Origin of the sequence: Aquabacterium sp. (assembly GCF_041909175.1) — a bacterium.
In the GTDB taxonomy this organism is placed as follows: domain Bacteria; phylum Pseudomonadota; class Gammaproteobacteria; order Burkholderiales; family Burkholderiaceae_C; genus Aquabacterium.
The window spans coordinates 24,813-46,656 of the sequence record NZ_JAYRDZ010000013.1 but is presented as its reverse complement, the minus strand read 5'-3'; the positions used below and the strand labels follow the sequence as shown (position 1 = coordinate 46,656).

General features: G+C 61.0%; 22 protein-coding genes and 1 tRNA gene. 2 read left to right on the top strand and 21 right to left on the bottom strand.

Annotated elements, in window-relative coordinates; translation table 11 throughout:
• Positions 1–8: 8 nt before the first annotated feature.
• The gene (locus ACE3PH_RS15235; RefSeq protein WP_374320601.1) at positions 9–455 is read left to right on the top strand and encodes a DUF2069 domain-containing protein; all 447 of its coding nucleotides are present in this window, start codon (positions 9–11) and stop codon (positions 453–455) included.
• Position 456: 1 nt separating this feature from the next.
• Positions 457–1,896, top strand: a complete 1,440-nt coding sequence (locus ACE3PH_RS15230; protein WP_374320599.1) for an FAD-binding oxidoreductase — start codon at positions 457–459, stop codon at positions 1,894–1,896.
• An 8-nt stretch (positions 1,897–1,904) separates the two neighbouring features.
• Here the strand turns inward: ACE3PH_RS15230 and ACE3PH_RS15225 are convergent, their stop codons facing one another.
• The 21 genes from ACE3PH_RS15225 to pnp all read right to left on the bottom strand — a co-directional run bounded on the left by ACE3PH_RS15225 (position 1,905) and on the right by pnp (position 21,796).
• Complete coding sequence (locus tag ACE3PH_RS15225; protein WP_374320597.1) at positions 1,905–2,405, bottom strand: DUF1178 family protein; 501 nt, start codon at positions 2,403–2,405, stop codon at positions 1,905–1,907.
• A 15-nt stretch (positions 2,406–2,420) separates the two neighbouring features.
• Complete coding sequence (locus ACE3PH_RS15220; RefSeq protein WP_374320596.1) at positions 2,421–3,008, bottom strand: NUDIX domain-containing protein; 588 nt, start codon at positions 3,006–3,008, stop codon at positions 2,421–2,423.
• A 26-nt stretch (positions 3,009–3,034) separates the two neighbouring features.
• On the bottom strand, positions 3,035–3,349 hold the full coding sequence (locus ACE3PH_RS15215) for a DUF2818 family protein (protein WP_374320594.1): 315 nt from the start codon (positions 3,347–3,349) through the stop codon (positions 3,035–3,037).
• Positions 3,350–3,392: 43 nt separating this feature from the next.
• Entirely contained in the window at positions 3,393–4,874 is a 1,482-nt protein-coding gene (gene nuoN, locus ACE3PH_RS15210; RefSeq protein WP_374320592.1) for an NADH-quinone oxidoreductase subunit NuoN, read from the bottom strand.
• Positions 4,875–4,886: 12 nt separating this feature from the next.
• Positions 4,887–6,365 (bottom strand): NADH-quinone oxidoreductase subunit M, encoded by a 1,479-nt coding sequence (locus tag ACE3PH_RS15205; protein WP_374320645.1) that lies wholly within the window; start codon positions 6,363–6,365, stop codon positions 4,887–4,889.
• A gap of 25 nt (positions 6,366–6,390) precedes the next feature.
• The gene (gene nuoL, locus ACE3PH_RS15200) at positions 6,391–8,394 is read right to left on the bottom strand and encodes an NADH-quinone oxidoreductase subunit L (RefSeq protein WP_374320590.1); all 2,004 of its coding nucleotides are present in this window, start codon (positions 8,392–8,394) and stop codon (positions 6,391–6,393) included.
• 27 nt (positions 8,395–8,421) lie between these two features.
• A complete protein-coding gene (gene nuoK, locus ACE3PH_RS15195; RefSeq protein WP_374320588.1) occupies positions 8,422–8,733 on the bottom strand; it encodes an NADH-quinone oxidoreductase subunit NuoK in 312 nt (103 codons plus the stop codon).
• Complete coding sequence (locus ACE3PH_RS15190; protein ID WP_374320586.1) at positions 8,730–9,377, bottom strand: NADH-quinone oxidoreductase subunit J; 648 nt, start codon at positions 9,375–9,377, stop codon at positions 8,730–8,732. The genes nuoK and ACE3PH_RS15190 overlap by 4 nt, the downstream gene beginning before the upstream one ends.
• Before the next feature lie 2 nt (positions 9,378–9,379).
• Entirely contained in the window at positions 9,380–9,871 is a 492-nt protein-coding gene (gene nuoI / locus ACE3PH_RS15185) for an NADH-quinone oxidoreductase subunit NuoI (protein WP_374320584.1), read from the bottom strand.
• A gap of 12 nt (positions 9,872–9,883) precedes the next feature.
• The gene (gene nuoH / locus ACE3PH_RS15180) at positions 9,884–10,942 is read right to left on the bottom strand and encodes an NADH-quinone oxidoreductase subunit NuoH (RefSeq protein ID WP_374320582.1); all 1,059 of its coding nucleotides are present in this window, start codon (positions 10,940–10,942) and stop codon (positions 9,884–9,886) included.
• Positions 10,943–10,961: 19 nt separating this feature from the next.
• A complete protein-coding gene (nuoG, locus tag ACE3PH_RS15175; protein ID WP_374320580.1) occupies positions 10,962–13,277 on the bottom strand; it encodes an NADH-quinone oxidoreductase subunit NuoG in 2,316 nt (771 codons plus the stop codon).
• Between the two features lie 14 nt (positions 13,278–13,291).
• Positions 13,292–14,635, bottom strand: a complete 1,344-nt coding sequence (gene nuoF, locus ACE3PH_RS15170; RefSeq protein WP_374320578.1) for an NADH-quinone oxidoreductase subunit NuoF — start codon at positions 14,633–14,635, stop codon at positions 13,292–13,294.
• 9 nt (positions 14,636–14,644) lie between these two features.
• Entirely contained in the window at positions 14,645–15,130 is a 486-nt protein-coding gene (gene nuoE / locus ACE3PH_RS15165) for an NADH-quinone oxidoreductase subunit NuoE (RefSeq protein ID WP_374320576.1), read from the bottom strand.
• A 13-nt stretch (positions 15,131–15,143) separates the two neighbouring features.
• Complete coding sequence (locus ACE3PH_RS15160; RefSeq protein WP_374320574.1) at positions 15,144–16,397, bottom strand: NADH-quinone oxidoreductase subunit D; 1,254 nt, start codon at positions 16,395–16,397, stop codon at positions 15,144–15,146.
• A gap of 9 nt (positions 16,398–16,406) precedes the next feature.
• Positions 16,407–17,018: an NADH-quinone oxidoreductase subunit C gene (locus tag ACE3PH_RS15155; RefSeq protein ID WP_374320572.1), complete on the bottom strand. Its 612-nt coding sequence runs from the start codon at positions 17,016–17,018 to the stop codon at positions 16,407–16,409.
• Positions 17,019–17,033: 15 nt separating this feature from the next.
• The gene (locus ACE3PH_RS15150) at positions 17,034–17,510 is read right to left on the bottom strand and encodes an NADH-quinone oxidoreductase subunit B family protein (protein ID WP_374320570.1); all 477 of its coding nucleotides are present in this window, start codon (positions 17,508–17,510) and stop codon (positions 17,034–17,036) included.
• A 37-nt stretch (positions 17,511–17,547) separates the two neighbouring features.
• Positions 17,548–17,907 carry an NADH-quinone oxidoreductase subunit A gene (locus ACE3PH_RS15145; RefSeq protein ID WP_374320643.1) on the bottom strand — a complete coding sequence of 120 codons (360 nt, stop codon included), beginning with the start codon at positions 17,905–17,907 and terminating at the stop codon, positions 17,548–17,550.
• 215 nt (positions 17,908–18,122) lie between these two features.
• Positions 18,123–18,207, bottom strand: a tRNA-Leu gene (locus tag ACE3PH_RS15140).
• A 143-nt stretch (positions 18,208–18,350) separates the two neighbouring features.
• Complete coding sequence (gene secG / locus ACE3PH_RS15135; RefSeq protein WP_374320568.1) at positions 18,351–18,728, bottom strand: preprotein translocase subunit SecG; 378 nt, start codon at positions 18,726–18,728, stop codon at positions 18,351–18,353.
• A gap of 33 nt (positions 18,729–18,761) precedes the next feature.
• On the bottom strand, positions 18,762–19,508 hold the full coding sequence (gene tpiA / locus ACE3PH_RS15130) for a triose-phosphate isomerase (protein WP_374320566.1): 747 nt from the start codon (positions 19,506–19,508) through the stop codon (positions 18,762–18,764).
• A gap of 8 nt (positions 19,509–19,516) precedes the next feature.
• Positions 19,517–21,796 carry a polyribonucleotide nucleotidyltransferase gene (gene pnp / locus ACE3PH_RS15125; RefSeq protein WP_374320564.1) on the bottom strand — a complete coding sequence of 760 codons (2,280 nt, stop codon included), beginning with the start codon at positions 21,794–21,796 and terminating at the stop codon, positions 19,517–19,519.
• Positions 21,797–21,844 lie beyond the last annotated feature (48 nt).

The window sequence follows — 21,844 nt, the reverse complement described above, 5'->3', positions numbered from 1 at the left end:
ATGCCAGCATGTCTGACCTGAACACGAATCAGGATGCCCAACCTTTGGGCATCCACCCTCCTGAGCGCATGCAGCGTATCCAGCTGCTGCGCAGCCTCACCCTGAGCACGCTGATCCTGTTGATTGGTCTGGGCCTGGCCTGGGAGCTCAAGCTTGCCCCCTTGCAGGGCGGCACTGGCGCACTGGCGCTCAAGGTCCTGCCCCTGACTCTGGCGCTCAGTGGCGTTGCCAGTCACCGGCTCTATACCTATCGCTGGCTGTCTTTGCTGGTCTGGCTTTACTTCACCGAAGGTGTCGTGCGGGGCACCACCGATCATGGCGTCTCGCAGGCCCTGGCCTTGGCCGAGCTGGCTCTGAGCGTGGTGTTGTTTGTGGCCTGTGCCGTGTACGTGCGCCTGCGCCTGAAGGTGCTGCCCCCCAAGCCAGGCAAGAAAGCCCCGCAGCAGGAGGCCTGACATGAACCACCCCGTGGTCGATGCCCTGCGCCTGGTGCTGGACGCCAGCGGGCTTGTCGACATCTCGTCCCCTGAGCAGGCCGAGCGTCACCTCCAGGACTGGCGAGGTCGCTACACCGGTCAAGCCCTGTGCATGGTCCGACCTGCCACAACCGATCAGGTCGCCGAAGTCATACGGGTATGCCGCCAGCACCGCGTGTCGGTGGTACCGCAGGGTGGCAACACAGGGCTGGTTGGGGGCTCCATCCCGGACAAGTCAGGTCAGCAGGTGCTGCTGAGCCTGCAACGATTGCGTCAGGTGCTGGCGGTCGACCCCGCGAACCTCACCATCACGGTTCAGGCGGGCTGCCTGCTGGCCGACGTGCAGGAAGCGGCCCGCGCCGCCGGCCTGCTGTTTCCGCTCAGTCTGGCATCTGAAGGGACTTGCACCATCGGTGGCAACCTCGCCACCAATGCGGGTGGCACCCAGGTGCTGCGCTACGGCACGGCCCGCGACCTGTGCCTGGGTCTGGAGGCGGTCACGGCCAGCGGCGACGTCTGGAGCAACCTCAAAGGGCTGCGCAAGGACAACACCGGCTACGACCTGCGGGACCTCTTCATTGGCAGCGAAGGCACGCTTGGCGTGATCACCGCCGCCACATTGCGCCTCTACCCCCAGCCGCGAGGGGAAACAGCGGCACTGGCCGCATGCGACTCGCTGGAAGCTGCAGTCGACTTGCTGAAACTGGCGCGCAATGAACTCGACGCGGGGCTCACAGCCTTCGAGGTCATGGCCCAGTTGCCCCTGAGCTTGCTCGACAAGCACCTGCCTGAGGTGGCCCGCATCCTCGCTCCCCTGCGCAACGAGGGCGGTGCGCTACCTGCCTGGCTGGTGCTCATTGAAAATGCCAGCGCCGAATCGGCCAGTCACGCAGAAACCAGGCTGGATCACTTGCTGCAGCGCGCCCTCGAACTCGATCTGATCAGCAATGCCATGGTGGCACGCCAATCCGCTCAGCACACCGCCATGTGGCAGGTGCGCGAGGGCATCCCCCTGGCTGAAAAGGCAGAAGGGCTGATGGTCAAACATGACATCGGCCTGCCCACGTCAGCCATTCCTGAGTTCGTGCGCGACATGGCTGAGCGCATTCATGCCCGATGGCCACAGGCCCAGATCGTCTGCTTCGGGCATCTGGGCGATGGCAATCTGCACTACAACGTGCAAGCACCTGACGGTCAACGGCAGGGCGATGCCCTGCTGGCGTTCGAGGCCGACGTCAACGAACTGGTCTTTGGTGACGTCGTCGCCCGCCAGGGCACCATCTCTGCCGAACACGGCATTGGTCGCCTGCGCAAGGCGGAACTGGCTCGCCGTCAATCGCCAGTGGCCAACACCCTGATGCGTGCACTCAAGCAGACACTGGATCCGGACAACATCCTCAACCCTGGTCGGGTTGTCTGACAGAGCTGCTACTGCAGCGGCCCCTTGAGGTTGTCGGGCACAGGCAAGGTGAAAACATCAATGCCCTCTTCCTTGAGGGCTTCCACCTCTTCGGCATCAGACTGCCCACGAATGGGACGCTGCGGTGCATCACCATGGTGGATACGCCGCGCTTCGTCAGCGAACTCGGTGCCCACGTCCTCGGTCTTGTCGAGCACCTCTCGCACAGCCTTGAGCATCAAGGCCTGGAAAGCAGCCTGAGGGTCGGTGGGCAACTCAGGCGTGGCGGGTCTGGCCGAGCCCCCCGCAGGCCGATCCGACTCCTGGCGCGCATGCGATGTCGAGCGCCCCTCATCACGGATGCCTGAGACATTCAGATGCGGCGCAGACGGACGCCGCGTCACGTCAGACGAACCACAAACCGGACAACTCAAGAGCCCACGCTCACGCTGGCTATGCATGTCATCAGCCGAGGCAAACCAGCCCTCGAAATGGTGTCCGTGCTCGCAGTGCAGATCAACGACCAACATGTCCTGGTGTCCTGATCAGGCTGCGACCCAGTCGAGCTGGCACTGACCTGCACGCCACTGGCGCAGCCACATCATGCCGACGATGGTCTTGGCATCGGTCAGCTTGCCAGACAGCATCCACTGCTCCAGCTCATCCTGGCTCGCAGCAAACACATCCAGAAACTCGCCTTCGTCGAGGTGCCGGTCACCCAGGGTGAGCCCATCGGCAAACCAGATCTCGATGACTTCCGTGGCATAACCGATGACCGGATGCATCACCCCTGCGCGGGCCCAGCGAGCCGCACGGTATCCGGTTTCTTCCAGCAGCTCACGCTGTGCACACGCCAGCCCGCCCTCGCCCGCATCGAGCTTGCCTGCCGGAAACTCGATCATCGTCAGACGAACGGGATAACGGTACTGACGCTCCATCACAAGGCGCCCATCCGGCAGGATGGCGATGACCATCACTGCACCCGGATGGATCACGTACTCACGAAAAGCCTGGCCGCCATCGGGCAGCTTGATCTCGTCGCGTCGCATCTCCAGAAAGCGACCTTGGTAGACCGTCTCGGAATGCACGCACGTTTCACGCAGGTGCGTGTCGTCGTCCTTGGAGTCGTTCATGGCTTGCTGTGCCCGGTGAGGCCGGCTCAGGCGCGCCGACGGCGCAAATAGCGCCAGACAAAGCCCGGGAAGGCCAAGGTCAGGAACACGCAGCACCAGACCGCGACAAACTCCCAGCGGATCGGCGTCGCCTGACCAAGTTGCATTTCGATGACGCGCCCCAACCCACCGACCAAGGCGGCATACACCGCCAGTTCGAGCAGGCGAAAAGCCACCGCCTTGGGATCCCGTCGAGGGCCGACCACAAACAGCCGCTCGTTCGCAAAAGGCAAATTGGCCGCGATCAACGCGGCCAACAGGATCAGGGTCACCGCCCAGCCGGGCACCAGGCCCGTGCTCATGCGGTTTCCCTTTGTTCTTCGATCTGTCGAAGCATCATGCTGATCAGCCTGCCAGCGACTGGGTAATGGCGCGGGCGCACAGTGCCATCAGGCCACCGGGCAGGATGCCCAGGCCCAGCACGGCCAGTGCATTGACCGACAACAGCGCACGGGCCTCGCCGCCAGCTGCGATCGGGGTGGTATCGACCGGCTCGTCGAAGTACATGACCTTCACCACACGCAGGTAGTAGAAAGCACCGATCAGCGACATCATCACGGCGAAGATCGACACATACATCAGCATGGCCGAGTTGGTCGTGATCAGCGCTTGAAGCACCGCCAGCTTGGCGTAGAAACCCACCGTCGGCGGGATGCCGGCCAGCGAGAACATGAAGATGGCCATGGCAGCAGCCAGCATCGGGCTGCGCTTGTTCAGGCCGGACAGGTCAGAGATCTGTTCCGACTCGAAACCCGGGCGAGCCAGGAACATCACCATGCCGAAGGTACCCAGTGCAGTCAGCACATACGTCAGGACATAGAACAGCGCCGAACCGTAACCGTTACCGGCCGACACGGTGTTGCCTGCCACCACGCTCGGCACGAAGCCCAGCAGCATGAAACCCAGTTGAGCGATACCCGAGTAAGCCAGCATGCGCTTCAGGTTGGTCTGGGCAATGGCGGCCAAGTTACCGATCGCCAGCGACAGCACGGACAGGATCAGCAGCATTTGCTGCCAGTCGGTTGCCATGTTGATCAGACCTTCAACCAGCAGACGCACCGTGATGGCAAAGGCAGCCAGCTTGGGCGCACCCGCAACCATCGCGGTCACGGCAGTCGGCGCCCCCTGGTACACATCAGGCACCCACATGTGGAACGGCACCACACCCAGCTTGAAGGCCAGACCGGAGACGATGAACACCAGGCCAAAGGCCAGCACTTGCTTGTTGATCTGACCGGTCAGCGTGGCACGATAGACCTCGCCCAGGTCCAGCGAACCCGTGGCGCCATACATCATGGACAGGCCATACAGCAGGAAACCAGAAGCAAGCGCACCCAGCACGAAATACTTCATGGCCGCTTCGGTCGAACCAAAGTGGTCACGACGCAGTGCCACCAGGGCGTACAGCGACAGCGACATCAGTTCCAGACCCAAGTAGATGGTCAGGAAGTTGTTGCCGATGATCATGATCGAGATGCCCAGCAGGGTCATCATCGACAGGGAGAACAGCTCCCCCTTGAGCATGTCGCGCGATGCGGCATAGGTGTGTGCGTAGACCAGTGCGGCCATCACGGCCAGCGTGGCGCACAAGGCGAGCAAGTGCCCCATCGGGTCCACCACCACCATGCGCTGCATGGCAAAGGCCGACACGCTGGAGTCCAGTGCCCCGATGTGCAGGCCAGCCACTGCCGCCAGCGAGGCCAGCGTCAGCAGGTACGTCGGCATGCGCTTGGGACAGGTCACGAACAGGTCCACCAGCGCGACCAAGCAGGCCATGCCCAGCAGGAGAATCTCGGGGGCGACCACGAGCCAGTTCATATCAGTCATCTTGTGTCGACCTCAGTTCAGCTTGCTTTGAGCCACGTGCTTGAGCAGCTCGACCACCGACACGTGCATGGCATCGGTGAAGGGCTTGGGCTGGATACCCATCCACAGCACGGCCACGGCCAGCACGGCCAGCATCAGGAATTCGCGGGCGTTGATGTCGGTCAGTTCACGCACGTGATCGTTCGTCACATCACCGAAGTAGACGCGCTTGTACATCCACAAGGTGTAGGCAGCGCCCAGAATCAGCGCGGTGGCAGACAGCAGGCCGATCAGGAAGTCGTACTGCACCGCACCCAGGATCACCATCCATTCGCCGATGAAACCAGCGGTACCCGGCAGGCCGCAGTTGGCCATCGAGAACAGCAGTGCAAAGGCAGCGAACTTCGGCATCACGTTGACCACGCCACCGTAAGACGAAATCTCACGCGAGTGAACACGGTCGTACAGGACGCCGATCGACAGGAACATGGCACCCGACACGAAGCCGTGGGAGATCATCTGGACCAAGCCACCGGCCACGCCGAGCTCGTTGAAGATGAAGAAACCCAGGGTCACGAAGCCCATGTGGGCGATGGACGAATAAGCCACCAGCTTCTTCATGTCCTGCTGGACCATCGCCACCAGACCAATGTAGATCACGGCAATCAGGGACAGCGTGATGACGACTGGCGCGAATTCGCGGCTGGCGTCCGGCACGATCGGCAGCATGAAGCGCAGGAAGCCATAGCAACCCAGCTTCAGCATGATGGCTGCCAGCACCACGGAACCACCGGTAGGCGCTTCCACGTGGGCATCAGGCAACCAGGTGTGCACCGGCCACATCGGGACCTTCACGGCGAAGGCGGCAAAGAAGGCACCAAACAGCAGCGCTTGCGGCGTAGCCGGCAGCGGCAACTTTTGCCAGGTCAGGATGTCGAAGCTGCCACCCGACTTGTAGTACAGGTAGACCAGCGCGATCAGCATCAGCAGCGAGCCCAGCAGCGTGTACAGGAAGAACTTGAACGCTGCGTACACACGGCGTGGACCGCCCCAGATACCGATGATGATGTACATCGGGATCAGCGTGGCTTCGAAGAACACGTAGAACAGCATGCCATCCAGAGCGGAGAACACACCGATCATCAGACCCGACAGGATCAGGAAGGCACCGTAGTACTGGTGCGGACGGTCTTCAATCACCTCCCACCCGGCCAGCACCACGATGATGGTGATGAAGGCAGTCAGCGGGACGAACCACATGGAGATGCCGTCGACACCCAGGTGGTAGAACATGTTGAATCGTTCCACCCACGAGGCGTTTTCGACGAACTGCATCGCTGCGGTGCTCGTGTTGAAGTCGAGCATCAGCGGGATCGTCACCAGAAAGCCCACGATCGAACCGATCAGGGCAATCCAGCGTGTGGCAGCGGCATTTTCCTGACGGCCGATGGCCAGCAGCAGGAGACCGAAGGCCACCGGGATCCAGATGGCAAGAGACAGGATGTTGGACATGGTTTGCATGGACTGGTCCTCGCGCTCAGGGATGCATGAACACGAACCACGTCATGAGGGCGAACACCCCCAGGATCATGACCAGCGCGTAGTGATAGAGGTAACCCGTCTGGAACAGACGCACCAGGGAGCCTGTCAGGCCGACCAGCTTGGCCGAGCCGTTGACGATCAGCCCGTCGATCAGGCCGACGTCACCAACCTTCCACAGGCCACGGCCCAGCAGGCGTGCACCGGCGGCGATGATGTTCTCGTTGATCCAGTCCATGAAGTACTTGTTCTCCATGACCACGATCACCGGGCGCAGCACCTTGGCAAAGAAGGCCGGAATCTGCGGCGCCACCATGTAGAACACATAGGCGCACACCACACCCGACAGAGCCAGGATGAACGGCAGGCTGGTGAAGGCGTGCAGTGCCATGGCGGTTGCGCCATGGAACTCATGCGCCAGCTCTTCCATGGCGGGGTGACGTTCCAGATTCAGGTGGACGGCACTCTTGAGGAAGTCACCGAACAGCATCGGCTCGATGGTCAAGAAACCGATCACGACCGACGGGATGGCCAGCAACAGCAGCGGCACCGTCACCACCCATGGCGACTCATGCGGCGTGTGGGCGTGGCCATGATCGTCGTCATGGTGATCATGCTCGCCAGGGAACGGCTTGTGATGGAAGTGTTCCTTGCCGTGGAAGACCAGGAAATACATCCGGAAGCTGTAGAAGGCCGTCACGAACACGCCGACGATGACGGCGAAGTAGGCGAAACCGGCAGCAGGCAGGTGGCTGGCGTGCACGGCTTCGATGATCGAATCCTTCGAGTAGAAGCCAGCGAAGAACGGCGTGCCGATCAGCGCCAGGTTACCCAGCAGCGACGTGATCCAGGTGATCTTCATGTACTTCCACAGACCACCCATGTTGCGGATGTCCTGATCGTGGTGCATGCCGATGATGACCGAACCCGCGCCGAGGAACAACAGCGCCTTGAAGAAAGCGTGGGTCATCAGGTGGAACACGGCCACGTTGTAGGCCGACACACCCAGCGCCACCGTCATGTAACCCAGCTGAGACAGCGTGGAGTAAGCCACCACGCGCTTGATGTCGTTCTGGATGATGCCCAGGAAGCCCATGAACAGCGCCGTGATCGAACCGATGACCAGCACGAAGTTCAGCGCGACATCGGACAGCTCGAACAGCGCCGACATGCGGGTCACCATGAAGATACCAGCCGTCACCATGGTGGCGGCGTGGATCAGCGCGGAGATCGGGGTCGGGCCTTCCATCGAATCAGGCAGCCAGACGTGCAGCGGGAACTGAGCCGACTTGCCCATCGCACCGATGAACAGGCAGATACAGATCACGGTGATCAGCGACCAGTCCGTCTTGGGCAGCGTGGCGGCAGCCAGTTCGTTGGCCTTGGCGAAGATCTCGGTGTAGTTCAGCGTGCCGGTGAAGGCGACGATCAGGCCGATGCCGAGAATGAAGCCGAAGTCACCCACACGGTTGACCAGGAAGGCCTTCATGTTGGCGAAGATGGCCGTGGGCTTCTTGAACCAGAAACCGATCAGCAGGTAAGACACCAGACCGACTGCTTCCCAGCCGAAGAACAGCTGCAGCAGGTTGTTGCTCATGACCAGCATGAGCATCGAGAAGGTGAACAGCGAGATGTACGAGAAGAAGCGCTGGTAGCCCGGATCTTCTTCCATGTAGCCGATCGTGTAGATGTGCACCATCAGTGACACGAAGGTCACGACGCACATCATCATCGCCGTCAGGCCGTCGATCATGAAACCGACTTCCATCTTCAGCGTACCCAGCGTCATCCATTCGTAGACCGTGCCATTGAAGGTGGCACCGTCTACCGCCACGGCCTTGAGGGTCATGGCGGAGATGATGAAGGCGACCAGCACACCCAGGATCGTGATCAGGTGGGCACCGCGACGACCAACAGCCTTGCCGAACAAGCCGGCGGCAATCGAGCCGACCAGCGGGGCCAGGGGCACCGCCAGCAGCGAGTTGAGAGAGAGCTCTGACATTCTTGTGGTTCTCCTAGCGTCGCTCGGTCAGCCCTTGAGGGTGTCCAGCTCGTCCACGTTGATCGAGGAGCGATTGCGGAACAGCACCACCAGGATGGCCAGACCGATGGCCGATTCGGCAGCCGCAACGGTCAGGATGAAGAAAACGAACACCTGACCGTCCATGTCGCCCAGGTAATGGGAAAACGCGACGAAGTTCAGGTTGACCGCCAGCAGCATCAGCTCGATGGCCATCAGCAGCACGATCAGGTTCTTGCGGTTCAGGAAGATACCGATCACCGACATCGCGAAAAGAATCGCGCCCAGCGACAGGTAGTGTCCAAGGGTGATCGAGGTCATGCCTGGCCTCCAGCCTGTGTAGACGCTGCCTCTTCGGCAACGGGAGTTTCAACCTGGGGTGCCACCTTCACGATACGCAGGCGCTCGGCCTTGGTGACACGAACCTGTTCAGACGGATTCTGGTACTGCGAATCCTTGCGCTTGCGCAGCGTCAGCGCGATGGCGGCAATCATGCCCACCAGCAAGATGGCTGCAGCGATCTGAACCGGGAACAGGTAGTGCGTGTAGAGCTCGATACCCAGTGCCTTGGCGTTGGCGACCTTGGCCACTTCTGGCGGAAAGGCCTTGGCTGTAGGCAGATCGAAGCCGCGGACCAGCACGAAAGCCATTTCCAGCGCAATCAGCACACCGATACCGGCGGCCAGCGGAAAGTGCTTCCAGAAGCCCTGGCGCAGCGAGTCGACATTGATGTCGAGCATCATCACGACGAAGAGGAACAACACCATCACAGCACCGACGTACACCAGCACGAGCGAGATGGCGAGGAATTCAGCCTGCAGCAGCATCCAGATGCAGGAGGCATTGAAAAACGCCAGCACCAGGTTCAGCGCTGCCGCCACCGGGCTTTTCGCGGTGATCACGCGGAAGCCGGCAAACAGCAGGACGAATGAGAAGAAGTAGAAGAGCGCGGTTGTGGTATCCATGTTCAACGGTACTTGGCGTCCGCCTCCTTGTTGGCTGCGATTTCCTTTTCGTAGCGATCGCCCACGGCCAGGAGCATGTCCTTGGTGAAGTACAGATCGCCACGCTTTTCGCCGTGGTATTCGAAGATGTGCGTTTCGACGATCGAATCGACCGGGCAGCTCTCTTCGCAGAAACCGCAGAAGATGCACTTGGTCAGGTCGATGTCGTAACGGGTGGTACGGCGCGAACCGTCTTCACGCTCACCGGCTTCGATGGTGATGGCCATGGCGGGGCAGACCGCCTCGCACAGCTTGCAGGCAATGCAGCGCTCTTCCCCGTTTTCATAACGGCGCAGGGCGTGCAAACCACGGAAACGCGGCGACAGCGGGGTCTTCTCTTCCGGGAACTGCACAGTGATGTGCGGCTTCAGGAAGTGGCGGCCGGTCAGGGCCAACCCCTTGAAAAGCTCCAGCAGGAAGAAGCTGGAGACAAAGTTCTTGATGGACGTTGTCATGTCGGCAGCCCCTTATTTCCAGATGTTCCAGGGAGACATCATCCAGACACCCACCACGATCAGCCAGACCAGTGTCAGGGGGATGAAGATCTTCCAGCCCAGACGCATGATCTGGTCATAACGGAAGCGGGGGAAGGACGCCCGCACCCACAGGAACATCGTCACGATGATGAAAGCCTTCAGACCCAGCCAGATCCAGCCCGGAATGAAGCTCAGGGCTTCGACCGGAGGCAGCCAGCCACCGAAGAACATGATGGCGCACAGGGTGGACACCAGGATCATGTTGGCGTATTCGGCCAGGAAGAACATCGCGAAGGCCATGCCCGAGTACTCGATCATGTGACCAGCCACGATTTCCGACTCACCTTCCACCACGTCAAACGGGTGGCGGTTGGTTTCAGCCAGACCGGAGATGAAGTAGACCACGGTGATAGGCAGCAGCGGCAGCCAGTTCCAGGACAGGAAGTTCCAGCCCGCACCAGCAAACATGCCCTTGTTCTGACTCATCACGATGTCGGTCATGTTGAGCGAACCAGCCGTCATCAGCACGATCACGAAGCAGAAGCCCATCGCGATTTCGTAGGACACCATCTGAGCCGATGCACGGATGGCACCGAGGAACGCGTACTTCGAGTTCGACGACCAACCGGCGATGATCACGCCATAGACTTCCAGCGAGGTGATCGCCATCAGGAAGAGCAGCCCGGCATTGACGTTGGACAGCGCGACTTCGGGGCCGAAGGGCACCACAGCCCAGGCGGCCAGAGCCGGCATGATCGTCATGATCGGGCCCAGGAAGAACAGGCCCTTGTTGGCCGCCGTCGGCACGATGATTTCCTTGAAAATCAGCTTGACGGCATCGGCGATCGGTTGCAGCAGACCACCAGGGCCCACACGGTTCGGGCCCGGACGAATCTGGGACCAGCCAATGGCCTTGCGCTCCCACAAGGTCAGGTAAGCCACGCACCCCAACAGGGGCAGCAGCAGCGCCACGATCTTGATCAGCGCCCAGACCACGGGCCATGCGCCGCCCAGAGACTGGGCACCGGCGTTGTACAGGGTTTCAATCATCTTGTGTTCCCTTCCCCGCTCAGGCTTTTTCGACGCGGATCGCGCCGAACTGTGCGCCCAGCTTGGACGTCAGGACGTGGCCGGTCGGCACACGCACCACGTTGGCTGGCAGGCTGGCATCCAGTGCAGCAGGCAGCACCACCGCAGCGTCGTCTTGCGAGACCTTCACCTGGGCACCTTCGGTCAGGCCCAGTTCGGACCACAGCGCCTGCGAGAGGCTGGCCACAGGGGCCTTGGCGTCAGCCGTGGCCTGCAGAGCCGGCGAGCGACGCACCAGGGCGTCGGCGCTGTAGATGGGCACATCAGCCAGGCGCTCCAGACCACCGGTGGAACCGGTCACCACGATCGCAGCGTTCGTGCGATTGGACAGCTTGGCAGGCAGTGCGGCCAGGTCACCCAGAGCGCGGGCCTTCACCTCTTCAGACGTTTCAAAGTCGAAGCCGGCAACACCCAGCATGCTGCCCAGCACGCGCAGCACCTTCCAGGCCGGACGTGCGTCGCCTTGCGGCTTGGTCACGCCATGGAAGCTTTGCACACGGCCTTCGGCATTCACGAAGGTGCCAGAGGTTTCAGCAAACGGCGCGATCGGCAGGATCACATCGGCGTACTCAAGCGCCATGGTCTTGAAGGCCGACAGGGCCACCACCATCTCCGCACCGTCGACAGCCGCGCGGGCCGCTGCCGGGTTGGCTGCGTCGAGCTCAGGCTCGACATTGAGCAGCACCACAGCCTTCAGCGACTTGCCATTCAGCATCTGGGCAGCGTTCAGGCCGCCTTGCTTGGGCTGGGCGCCAACCAGTTGGGCGCCCACGGTGTTGGCCGACTCGGTCAGGAAGCCCACGGTCGCACCGGTCTGCTCGGCAATCCATTGAGCCAGCGCTTGCAGCGTCGAGGCTTGCGGATGCGCCACAGCGGCGTTACCCAGCAAAATGGCCTTGCGTTCACCGGACAACAGCGAAGCGGCGATGGCTTGCGCCGCATCGGATGCCTGGCCATTGCAAGGTGCAACTGCACCAGTCTGCGCAGCCACAGCGACCGCCACGTCTGCCAGTGTCTGAGCCCAGGCGCTTGGCGCCACGGTCACGCGTTGGGCCAGGGGCATCAGCCAATCATCAGCAACACCGCCAATGGCCGAGATCTTGGCACCATGCTTTTGCGCCTGACGCAGACGCGAGGCAAACAGTGGGTGGTCCTTGCGCAGGAAAGAACCCACGACCAGCACGCGGTCCAGGCTCGACAGGGATGCCACCGGCATACCCAGCCAGCGAGCGCCCTCGCCTGCTGCGAAATCAACCTGACGCAAGCGGGTATCGACGTTGTCGGAACCCAGGCCGCGCATCAGCTCGGCCAGCAGATACAGCTCTTCGACCGTCGAGTGTTCGGTACCCAGCGCGCCGATCGAGGCTGCGCCGTGGTCGTTCTTCACACCCTTGAGGCCGTTGGCCACGTATTCGAGTGCCGTCGTCCAGTCGACTTCACGCCATTCGCCGCCTTGCTTGAGCATGGGCTTGGTCAGACGCTGGTCACTGTTGAGCGCTTCGTAGCTGAAGCGGTCACGGTCAGCCAGCCAGCATTCGTTGACGGCTTCGTTCTCGAGCGGCACCACGCGCAGCACCTGGCCATTCTTGACCTGAACAATCAGGTTGGCACCGGTGGAATCGTGCGGGCTGACGCTCTTACGGCGTGACAGCTCCCAGGTACGGGCGTTGTAGCGGAAAGGCTTGCTGGTCAGCGCACCCACCGGGCAGATGTCGATCATGTTGCCCGACAGCTCGGAGTCCACCGAGTGACCCACAAAGGTCATGATCTCGGAGTGCTCGCCACGGTGGACCATGCCCAGTTCCATCACGCCGGCGATTTCCTGTCCGAAGCGCACGCAGCGGGTGCACTGGATACAGCGGCTCATCTCCTCCATGGAGATCAGCGGGCCGACATTCTTCGGCATCACGACGCGCTTTTCTTCCTTGTAGCGCGAAGCCCCACCGCCGTAACCCACGGCCAGATCCTGCAGCTGACATTCACCGCCCTGGTCGCAGATCGGGCAATCCAGCGGGTGGTTGATCAGCAGGAATTCCATGACGCCTTGCTGAGCCTTGATCGCCTTGTCGCTCTTGGTGCGAACGATCATGCCCTGTGTGACCGGGGTCGCACAGGCAGGCATGGGCTTGGGCGCCTTCTCGATGTCCACCAGGCACATGCGGCAGTTGGCCGCAATGGACAGTTTCTTGTGGTAGCAGAAGTGCGGGATGTAGGTGCCGGCTTGTTCGGCCGCATGCATGACCATGCTGCCTTCCTGCACCTGGACTTTCTGTCCGTCGATTTCGATTTCAACCATGTGTCTTGCCCTGCTCAGATGTAGGCCGGGACCATGCAGGTCTTGTGTTCGATGTGGTACACGAACTCATCGCGGTAGTGCTTGATGAAGCCGCGTACCGGCATGGCAGCTGCGTCACCCAGGGCACAGATGGTGCGCCCCTGGATGTTGTCAGCCACGGAGTTCAGCATGTCGATGTCTTCTGGACGGCCTTGACCGTTTTCGATGCGATCGACCATGCGCCACAGCCAGCCCGTGCCTTCGCGGCAAGGTGTGCACTGACCGCAGGATTCGTGCATGTAGAAGTACGACAGACGTTGCAGGCTCTTGACCATGCAGCGCGTCTCGTCCATCACGATGACCGCGCCCGAACCCAGCATCGAGCCGGCCTTGGCGATGGAGTCATAGTCCATCGTGCAGTCCATCATGATGTGAGCGGGGATCACCGGCGAAGACGAGCCGCCGGGGATGACAGCCTTGAGCTTCTTGCCGCCGCGCACGCCACCAGCCAGTTCCAGCAAGGTGCTGAAAGGTGTGCCCATGGGGATCTCGTAGTTGCCAGGGCGCTCGACATCACCGGAGATCGAGAACAGCTTGGTGCCACCGTTGTTGGGCTTGCCCACGTTCAGGAAGGCTTCACCACCGTTGCGGATGATCCACGGGACGGCCGCAAAGGTTTCGGTGTTGTTGATGGTGGTCGGCTTGCCATACAGACCGAAGCTGGCGGGGAACGGCGGCTTGAAGCGCGGTTGCCCCTTCTTGCCTTCGATCGATTCCAGCAGCGCTGTTTCTTCACCGCAGATGTAGGCGCCGAAGCCGTGGTGCGCATGCAGCTGAAAGCTGAAGCCGCTACCCAGGATGTTGTCGCCGAGCAGGCCTGCGGCACGAGCCTCTTCCAGGGCAGCCTCGAAGCGGTCATACGCCTCGAAGATTTCACCGTGGATGTAGTTGTAGCCAGCCGAGATACCCATGGCATAGGCTGCAATGGCCATGCCTTCGATCACGATATGCGGGTTGTAGCGCAGGATTTCGCGGTCCTTGCAGGTGCCCGGCTCGCCTTCGTCCGAATTGCAGACGAGGTATTTCTGGCCCGGGAACGCGCGGGGCATGAAGCTCCACTTCAGGCCGGTGGGGAAGCCAGCGCCGCCACGACCACGCAGGGCCGATGCCTTGACTTCGGCGATGACCTGATCAGGGGTCATGCCTTCGCCGCCATCCTTGCCCAGCACCTTGCGCAGGGCTGCATAGCCACCACGGGCTTCGTAGTCCTTCAGGCTCCAGTTCTGGCCGTCCAGACCGGCATAAATCTGAGGGCTGATGTGACGACCGTGAAACACGGTTTCGAGACCGGTCGCCTGGAATTTGGAGAGATCCAGCATCTGTTTACCTCACTTGGCCTGGGCCTTGAGCACGTCGACCAGCTCGTCGAGCTTGTCGTTGCTCATGAAGCTGACCATCTGACGATCGTTGACCAGAGCCACGGGTGCATCGGCGCAGGCGCCCAGGCACTCGCAGTGCTGCACGGTGAACAGGCCATCGGCAGTGGTACCACCGTCTTCCACACCCAGCTTCTCGCACAGGTGCTGCAAGGCCTTCTGGCCATCACGCAACTGACAAGGCAGGTTCGTGCAGACGTTCAGCTTGTACTTGCCGACCGGCTTCTGGTTGTACATGTTGTAGAAGGTGACCACTTCATGCACTGCAATGGCAGGCATGCCGATGTAGTCGGCCAGTTCCTGTTCGCTTTCAGGCGACACCCAGCCAAGTTCCTGCTGGATGATGGCCAGACAAGCCATGACGGCCGACTGACGCTGATCAGCCGGGTACTTGGCGAGTTCGCGATCGAAGCGCGCTTTGGTTTGTTCGCTGAGCATGGTTCGTCAGTACTTATCGGTCAATTTCGCCGAACACGATGTCCATCGTGCCGATGATCGCCACGGCGTCGGCCAGCATGTGGCCTCGTGCCATTTCGTCCAGGGCCGCCAGATGCGGGAAGCCCGGGGCACGGATCTTCATGCGGTATGGCTTGTTGGCACCATCCGAAGCCAGATAGATGCCGAACTCACCCTTCGGATGCTCCACAGCGGCGTAGGCTTCGCCTTCCGGCACGTGGAAGCCTTCCGAGAACAGTTTGAAGTGGTGAATCAGCTGTTCCATCGAGGACTTCATCTCGACGCGCGAGGGCGGTGCAACCTTGTGGTTGTCGGTGATGACCGGACCAGGGTTGGCACGCAGCCAGTCCACACACTGCTTGATGATGCGGTTGGACTGACGCAACTCTTCCACACGCACCAGGTAGCGGTCGTAGCAGTCGCCGTTCTTGCCCAGCGGGATGTCGAAGTCGACACGGTCGTAGACGTCGTAGGGCTGGTGCTTGCGCAGATCCCAGACCACGCCGGAGCCACGCAGCATGGCGCCGGTGAAGCCCATTTGCAGGGCGCGCTCGGGCGACACCACGCCGATGCCAACGGTACGCTGCTTCCAGATACGGTTGTCGGTCAGCAGGGTTTCGTACTCATCGACCAGCTTGGGGAAACGCTGCGTGAAGTCATCGATGAAGTCCAACATGGAACCTTGACGGTTCTCATTGAGCTTCGCGATGGTCTTGGCATTCTTGATCTTGCTGACCTTGTACTGCGGCATGGTGTCCGGCAGATCGCGGTAGACGCCACCCGGACGGAAGTAAGCCGCGTGCATGCGGGCACCCGACACAGCCTCGTACAGGTCGAACAGGTCTTCACGCTCGCGGAAGCAGTAGATGAGGATGTTCATCGCACCGCAATCCAGGCCGTGACAGCCCAGCCACAGCAAGTGGTTCAGCACCCGGGTGATTTCGGCAAACATCACGCGGATGTACTGCGCACGCACAGGCACTTCGATGCCTAGCAGCCGTTCCACAGCCAGACAGTAAGCGTGCTCGTTGGCCATCATCGACACATAGTCGAGACGGTCCATGTAGGGCAGCGACTGGATGAAGGTCTTGGACTCCGCCAGCTTCTCGGTGGCACGGTGCAGCAAACCGATGTGCGGGTCAGCCCGCTCGATCACTTCACCGTCGAGTTCCAGCACCAGACGCAGCACGCCGTGAGCGGCAGGGTGCTGCGGACCAAAGTTCAGGGTGTAGTTTTTGATTTCAGCCATGACTCGTACTCAGTGCAGACCGCCGTAGTTGTCTTCGCGGATGACGCGCGGGGTGATTTCGCGGGTTTCGACCGTGACCGGCTGATAGATGACACGCTTTTGCGTCTCGTCGTACCGCATTTCGACATAGCCCGTCGTCGGGAAGTCCTTGCGGAACGGGTGACCGATGAAACCGTAGTCGGTCAGGATGCGGCGCAGATCGACGTGACCATCGAAAATGATGCCGTACAGGTCGAACGCTTCGCGCTCGTACCAGTTGGCAGCATTCCAGATGTCGCTGACCGACGCGACCACAGGCAGGTCGTCGTTAGGCGCAAACACCTTCACACGCAGGCGCCAGTTCTTCGTCACCGACAGCAGATGGCTGACGACACAGAACCGGGGGCCTTCGGCGTAGATGCTGGCTGCGCCGTCCTTGTAGGTGGAGTAATCCATGCCGCACAGGTCGATCAACTGCTCAAAACGCAGGTCTTCGTGATCGCGCAGGGTGAGGCACACGGCAGCATAGTCGGCAGCCGAGACCGTCAGGGTGAGCTCACCCTTGACGTTATCCAGGCGCTTGACCTTGTCGCCCAGCACGTTTTGCAGGGCAGCTTGCAGGATGGCGAGTTTCTGGCTCATGAGCACGTTTCCTGATCAGCGGGCAATGGTGTATTCACGGCGGATCTTGGCCTGCAGTTGCAGGATGCCGTACAGCAGCGCCTCAGCGGTAGGAGGGCAGCCAGGAACATAAACGTCCACCGGCACGATGCGGTCGCAACCACGCACCACCGAATAGCTGTAGTGGTAGTAGCCCCCACCGTTGGCGCAGGAACCCATGGACAACACCCAGCGGGGCTCGGCCATCTGGTCATACACCTTGCGCAGTGCCGGAGCCATCTTGTTGCACAGCGTGCCGGCCACGATCATCAGATCGGACTGGCGGGGACTGGGGCGGAACAACATACCAAAACGGTCGATGTCGTAACGGGCTGCGCCCGCATGCATCATTTCAACCGCGCAGCACGCCAAACCAAACGTCATCGGCCACAACGAACCGGTCTTGGACCAGTTGATGAGCGAATCGGCCGTGGTGGTGATGAAGCCCTCTTTGAAGACGCCTTCGATACCCATAAATTGCTTCCTCTTCAGATGTCTGTGTCGCCCAGCGTCATTCCCAATCCAGGGCACCCTTCTTCCATTCGTAGGCGAAGCCCACGACCAGAATGCCCAGGAACAGCATGACCGCGGCGAAACCAACCACACCCACCTCCTTCAGGGCCACAGCCCAGGGGAACAGGAAGGCGATTTCCAGGTCGAACAGGATGAACAGAATGGCTACCAGGTAGTAGCGCACGTCGAACTTCATGCGGGCATCTTCAAATGCCTCGAAGCCGCACTCATAGGGAGAGTTCTTTTCCGCGTCAGGACGACGGGGGCCCAACAGAAAGCCGAGCAACTGGGGTGCAACGCCGACACCCACGCCCACCAGGATGAACAGGATGACAGGCAGGTAGTTTTCAAGATTCATCATGACCGGCAGTTCTCACTCAGGACAAACGGCGTGATTGAAACACACTCAGAAAGCAAAAAGCGCGTTGAGTTGAAAACTCAGACGCGCTCACCTTAGGTTTTCACACAACGCCCCCATGGGCCAGGCCCTTGACCAGCTTCGAAACTTCCTTAACCAGAGAAAAAGAAGCCAGGCTGGTCATAGGTGGGCTGTGTGATCACAAACATTCTTATTGGTGCCGACGGCGAGACTCGAACTCGCACAGCTTTCGCCACTACCCCCTCAAGATAGCGTGTCTACCAATTTCACCACGTCGGCATGGACCACATTGTCCACTTCAACTTCGGCTTGCTTGAGGCTTGCTCACCGAAGACTTGAATTCTAACCTGAAAAACCAAACTGTTTGATACAGACCAAAGCAAAAACCAACAGTGAGGGCGAAACGCCCTCACCTGCCAGCATCACTTCGTCGGAATCAGGGCCGAACCCGACGCCGGCTGAGCCGGCACCACGGCAGCCGACGCGGCCACAGAGGCAGACTCGGCAGCCGCACTGGCAGCCTGATCAAACACGGAAGGCTGATCCGCCTGTGCGGCACCGCGGTAGTTGCCGGCGTAGGCCAGACCCAGGGTGCACAGGAAGAAAACCGTCGCAGCCACAGCCGTGGAACGCGACAGGAAATTCGCACTGCCCGTGGCACCAAACAGGCTACCGGAAGCACCGCTACCAAAAGAGGCACCCATGTCGGCCCCCTTGCCGTGCTGCACCAGCACCAGACCGATCATGGCCAGGGCCGACAGAACCTGCAGCACCTGAACCAGCGTCAACAAGACTTGCATTCGTCCAAACTCCTCAAGAACCAGACCGCGCGATCAGGCCGCGCGGGCAATGGCGACAAAATCTGCCGCCTTCAGTGCGGCACCACCAATCAAGCCGCCGTTGATATCTGCTTGCGCAAACAGTTGGGCTGCATTATCGGGCTTGACGCTGCCGCCATAGAGCAACGGCACACCCGCCGCAGCCGCCTGCGCAGACACCAGTTGTGCACGCAAGAATGCATGCACGGCCTGAGCCTGCTCAGGGGAAGCCGTCTTGCCGGTGCCGATAGCCCACACAGGCTCGTACGCCACAACGATGTCGACCAACTGCGCACCCAGCAAGTCAATGACCGCCTTCAGCTGACGCCCCACCACTGCTTCGGTAGACCCCGACTCGCGCTCAGCCAGGGTTTCACCCACACAAACGATGGGAATAAGGCCAGCAGCCAGGGCCGCCTTGGCCTTGTCAGCCACCACCTGATCGGTTTCACCATGGTAGGAACGTCGCTCGGAGTGCCCAACGATCGCGTAACGCGCACCCAACTCACGCACCATGGGCGCGGCCACCTCACCGGTGAACGCACCCTGCGCTTGCGCAGACACGTCTTGCGACCCCACACCGATGGCGCTGCCACTCAAGGCAGACACCACTTCACCGAGGTAGACGAAAGGCGGGCACACCGCCACGTCGGCACGGGGTGCCGTGGCAGCCAGATCAGCCGCCAGCAGCCCCTGGATCAACTCGGCGTTGAACGCACGGCTGCCATGCAGCTTCCAGTTACCAACAACCAGCTTCTTCATGACCGCAATCACTGTTGCTGCTGTTGCTGGGAGTGGCCTTCAGCAGCGCCTTCGGCCACATCACCTGCAGGTTGCTCTGCACGGGGGGCGCGCTCACGGCGCTCGCCACGGTCACCACGATCGCGGCGGTCACCACGGTCACCGCGGTCGCTACGCTCACGGCGCTCGCGAGGCTGCTCTTCAGGCATACCCTCAGGGCGCTCCAGCAGAGCCTTCATGGACAGCTTCACGCGGCCCTTTTCGTCGGTCTCGAGCACCTTGACCTTGACGATCTGGCCTTCATGCAGATAGTCCGACACCTTCTCGACGCGCTCGTGGGCAATCTGGCTGATGTGCAGCAGACCATCCTTGCCTGGCAGCAGGTTCACCAAGGCACCGAAGTCGAACAGCTTGGTCACGGCGCCTTCATAGACAGCACCGATTTCGACCTCAGCGGTGATTTCGTTGATGCGCTTGATAGCGATGTCAGCCTTGGCCGCATCGGTCGAAGCGATGGTGATGACACCATCTTCGGCGATGTTGATCTGGCAACCGGTTTCCTCGCACAGGCCACGGATGGTGGCGCCGCCCTTGCCGATCACGTCACGGATCTTCTCGGGGTTGATCTTGATGGTGTACAGGCGAGGTGCGAACTCGGACACCTCGGTGTTGGCACCAGCCATGGCTTCGGTCATCTTGCCCAGGATGTGCAAGCGAGCTTCCTTGGCCTGAGCCAAAGCCACTTGCATGATTTCCTTGGTGATGCCCTGGATCTTGATGTCCATCTGCAGAGCAGTCACACCGGAGGTGGTACCAGCCACCTTGAAGTCCATGTCACCCAGGTGATCTTCATCACCCAGGATGTCGGTCAGCACAGCGAACTTGTTGCCTTCCTTGATCAGACCCATGGCGATACCCGCCACGTGTGCCTTCATGGGCACGCCGGCATCCATCAACGCCAGGCAGCCACCGCAGACGGAAGCCATGGAGGACGAACCGTTGGACTCGGTGATTTCCGACACAACACGCACGGTATAGGCGAAGTCTTCCTTCGGGGGCAGCAGCGGCACCAGCGCACGCTTGGCCAGACGGCCGTGGCCGATTTCGCGACGCTTGGGCGAACCCACGCGGCCGGTTTCGCCGGTGGCGAACGGAGGCATGTTGTAGTGGAACAGGAAGCGATCCTGGTATTCACCAGCCAGCGCATCGATACGTTGAGCGTCTTGCTCGGTGCCCAGCGTGGCCACGACCAGTGCCTGGGTTTCGCCACGGGTGAACAAGGCCGAGCCGTGCACACGCGGCAGCACGCCGGTACGGATTTCGATGGGGCGCACGGTGCGGGTATCGCGACCGTCGATACGGGGTTCGCCAGACAGAATCTGGTTGCGAACGATGCGGGCTTCGACTTCGAACAGCAGACCGTCAACCTTGACGTCATCGAATTCGATGCCTTCGGCCTTCAGGGCAGCCTTCGCGGCAGCGTAAGCTTCGCGACAAGCCTGGGTACGGGCTTGCTTGGAGCGGATCTGATAAGCGGCGCGCAGGGCCTCTTCAGCCAGTGCAGTGACCTTGCCAATGAAAGCTTCGTCCTTGGCGGGCGCTTGCCATTCCCAGGCCGGCTTGCCGCCTTCACGCACAAACTCGTGAATGGCTTCGATGGCCACCTTACCCTGGTCGTGACCGAACACCACGGCGCCCAGCATGACATCTTCAGACAGCTGATCGGCTTCCGATTCCACCATCAGCACAGCGGCCTCGGTACCAGCCACCACCAGGTCCAGCTTCGACTGAGTCAGCTGAGCCGGGCTCGGGTTGAGCACGTATTCACCGTTGATATAGGCCACACGAGCGGCGCCAATCGGGCCGTTGAACGGGATACCCGAGATCGACAGCGCAGCGCTGGTAGCGATCATGGCAGCGATGTCGGCCGACACTTCAGGGTTCAGCGACACCACGTGGATCACCACCTGGACTTCGTTGTAGAAACCTTCAGGGAACAGCGGGCGAATCGGACGGTCGATCAGACGCGAGGTCAGGGTTTCCAGCTCGGATGGCTTGGCTTCACGCTTGAAGAAGCTACCAGGGATCTTGCCGGCGGCATAGGTCTTTTCAAGGTAGTCAACGGTCAGGGGGAAGAAATCCTGGCCGGGCTTGGCGTTCTTGGCGCACACGACGGTGGCCAGCACCACGGTGCCTTCGATGTCGACCACCACAGCACCCGTGGCCTGACGGGCCACTTCGCCCGTTTCCATCTTGACGGTGTGTTGACCCCATTGGAAGGTCTTGGTGACTTTGTTGAACATGGTCATGGAAATGATCTCCGTTTCATTGGTCGGCGAGCAGTTCGCCTTGTGGTG